Below are 3,250 nucleotides of genomic sequence, written 5' to 3'. Positions count from 1 at the left end.
CGACATCGACCGGAACGGACAGATCAACACGGCCGATTTGACGCTACTCATGGCCGGGCGGGGGGAGGAGGTCAGCGATTTTGATGCGCGCGATCCGGACAGGAATCTCTTGATCAACGCGAACGACTCGAGGCAATGTGCGCTTCTCTGCACCTTGCCCCAATGTGCGGTGCAACAGGGGTGCGGGATCGGGTTTGAACTCGCACTCGCGCTGGTGCCGATCATGCTAGTGCGGGGTCGAAGGCGTCACGGAGCCCCTCAGCACTGACTTCACTCGCGACGGCAGAGGCTTGGCGGCCGCACGTATGACACTCGCGACCTCTAGTTTCCATAATGCACGTTCTCGGACTCAGTGCATAAGTGCCCGCCAGAGCAGGGAATTGAGGATTCAAGATGCAGGAGAACCGGATTCCGCGCTGCCTCAGCTCTTGCTCTCATGCGATCGCTGCTTCCCGCCCAGATAGGTCGCGATCGCGTCATCGTAGGCAGCCGTGTGAGAGAAGGCCTTGGTCGCTAGCTGGATCCGAAGCGAGAGGTCTGGGCCGCCTGCTCCGAGCGACGTGAGCACGTCGTCGTAGTCATCCGGGTCGACGACCACTGTGACGCGGGAGTGGTTCTTGGCAGCGCTGCGAACCATGGTGGGTCCCCCGATATCGATGGTTTCGATAGCGTCATCGCGGGAGGCCCCCCGCGCCACCGTTTCCCGAAAGGGGTAGAGATTGACGGCTACGAGATCGATCGGAGCCCCGCCGATCTGCTCGAGCTGGAACGGATCCTGCCCGTTGTTCCGCATCAAGATGCCTCCGTGGACCCGAGGGTGCAGGGTCTTGACTCGGCCCCCCATGATCTCGGGCGATCCCGTGCAGTCCGAGACGTCCCGAACATGGATCGCCTCGTCGCGAAGAGCTCGGGCCGTGCCTCCGGTTGAGAGAATCTCGAATCCGTGTTCTGAGAGCCCGCGCGCGAAATCTACAATCCCCCGCTTGTCAGAGACAGATACCAGCGCGCATCGTTCGGCAGTCATGGCCACCTCATAACCACCGGCTCCCCGTTGTTTTGGCCTCCGTTCAAACGGGGACGGCCACCTGGGTCTACGTACGGCATTTCCACTCCTGAAGCCAGCGCAGCGCATGCAGGTTCGCCTGCGGCTCGGTGTTTCGACCGGTTATCTGGCGGGAGTGGCGAAGGAAGTGAAACGCCTCGTGGCCGGCCAGGAAGACCGCCATTTCCTCGAGGTCTTCCAAGTCGAGCTTTGCCGTCAGGTAGCGCCACTCGTTTCCGGAGACGGTCTCGGTTCCCGTGACGATCTCCTCTCGATGAGGATATGGGGCCTCCACGCGAAGCGAGCACCGAATCCTGTAGCCGTGGACGAACGTCCGGGAACGAGGCTTCAACCGCTTCGGGTAGGTGCAGGTGCCGGCGAAGCGTTCTTTCGGTAGAGGAAGGAACTTGAACGAATCTAGGTTCGAGAGGTCGTGCTTGAGCAGCTGCTCTTCGGTGAAAAAAACAACCTCGGGCAAGCCCACCTTGTCGATCCAATCCACCATTTCCTGCTACCGGAGCCTCTCCCACGAGAGCGAGCTCGAACGTCCGGTGTCCTCAAAGTGAGGCACGCGAAGCCTCTCAGCAATCTGTTGGGCCAAGTTGTTCGCTGCGACCACGTAGCCTCGCGTCGTGTTGGCATCCTCGTGTCCTGCCCAATCCATCGTCTGGAAGACATCGAGTAGGCCCGCGAGGATGGTCGTGCTGGTTGCACGAAGGTCATGAGGGGAGATCTTTGGGACGCCAGCCGCCAGGAAGCGCTTGTCGACGATGTCGTTGCCGACCTTCACCGTCATCGGGCGATCCTGCACAACGACGAAGCCGTTCTTGCGGATAGGGAAGAAGAGGGGGCCTGGCTCGAGGCCACGGATATCCAGCCAGTCCCGCACGAAGGCGGCCGCACCGATCGGGACTCCCACGGTCCGTTCCTTGTTGCGCTTGCCCACAACAGTGAGCGTCCAGCCGTGAGGCTGCCGATCGATGTCTTCGAGCTCGAGTCCAATCGCCTCGAACCGCCGCAGCCCGCACCCAAAGAGGAGGGAGAGGAGGGCGGCATCGCGCGCCCCAGCGGGGCGGTTGGGGTCCAAGGCACAGTGCTGAAAGACCCGTGCGAGATGCTCCTCCGGAACGAACTTTCGTTTCTTCTGCCGCTGTCCCTTCACGACCTTCACGTTGGCGGTGTGCTGGTAAGCCTCACCGGACATGAGGCCCTTGTCCCAGGCATGCTTGAGAACCTGGCGCCACGCGACAAGCCGGTTGTTCACGCTCTCCGGGCTGGCTCGTTTTCGTCCGAACCGATTCCGTTCTTGGTAGCGCTCGACCAGATGAGCGCGGAGCGCGTCACGGTGCTCAGGCGTCATTTGGTGCCAGGGGATCTCGTTCCGGCCGATCCGGCCGCCCGAGAAGAACGCCGCGAAGACATCGAGCGCGTACCCCATGTTTCGCTTCGAATCCGGCGAATCGAGCGAATCCAGGTAGGCCTGAGCCGGCGACGGAAGCCCCTGGCCCTCGAAATCGAACGCCGTCTTGACCCTCAGACGCTCTTGGATCGGAGTAAAGCGGTGGATTGTTTCACTGGCGTTTGCTTTGCCGCGGCGGGTGGAATTGGGCATTGATGTAGATAATATACATTATGTTTACTAATTTCCTCCCTCATTATCAACTAGATGCCGTACTTCGCGTCGATACAGATACTTACCATCGAGGCTACCCGCGGTGCTACTTTCGTGCCGACGCTGCAGCTCGTGTGGCGCCCATGAACGGGCGCTTCCACACTCGCCGTGGTGATGGCTTCGATGCCAGCGGGGACAGAGCGAATGAGAGAGAGTCGGGCCTGGTCAGAGTGGCCACGGGGCACGGTTGGCAGCCTCGGGGCTGCATCAGGCCTGCTGAGTCTCGGAGGCGTCGCGATTTCCGTTGCGGGCGTTGCAACAGGAACAGCAGCGACACCCTTCATAGTCGCAATTGGAGCGCTGACCGTTTCAGCGACGGTGGGGTGGGCTGCGCACCAGGGTTTCCCGGAGTTGCGGTACATTCCAGAAGTCGGCGAAGAGGTTTCACCCGAGAGTCTAGTCCCTTGTATCGGCCAATTCAGGTGGTCCTACCATCCTGCGCTCCCCCGCGGGTTGACCAGCGACACGACGAGTCCTGCTGTGGGGCGATCTCGGGATGGCACCACCGTCAAGATGGATCGAACCACGGCACTAGT

At 61.3% G+C, this 3,250-nt stretch carries 3 protein-coding genes; all 3 read right to left on the bottom strand.

Going from position 1 to position 3,250, the window contains the following annotated elements; translation table 11 throughout:
• Positions 1-421: 421 nt before the first annotated feature.
• Entirely contained in the window at positions 422-1,024 is a 603-nt protein-coding gene (locus GY937_22790; GenBank protein MCP5059541.1) for a hypothetical protein, read from the bottom strand.
• A 67-nt stretch (positions 1,025-1,091) separates the two neighbouring features.
• Positions 1,092-1,547 carry a hypothetical protein gene (locus tag GY937_22785; protein ID MCP5059540.1) on the bottom strand — a complete coding sequence of 152 codons (456 nt, stop codon included), beginning with the start codon at positions 1,545-1,547 and terminating at the stop codon, positions 1,092-1,094.
• Positions 1,548-1,553: 6 nt separating this feature from the next.
• Positions 1,554-2,654: a tyrosine-type recombinase/integrase gene (locus GY937_22780; protein MCP5059539.1), complete on the bottom strand. Its 1,101-nt coding sequence runs from the start codon at positions 2,652-2,654 to the stop codon at positions 1,554-1,556.
• Between the last annotated feature and the right edge of the window lie 596 nt (positions 2,655-3,250).

The organism is bacterium, from assembly GCA_024228115.1.
Lineage (GTDB): Bacteria > Myxococcota_A > UBA9160 > UBA9160 > UBA6930.
The sequence above is the reverse complement of the archived record's forward strand: the minus strand, read 5'-3'. Positions and strand labels throughout refer to the sequence as shown.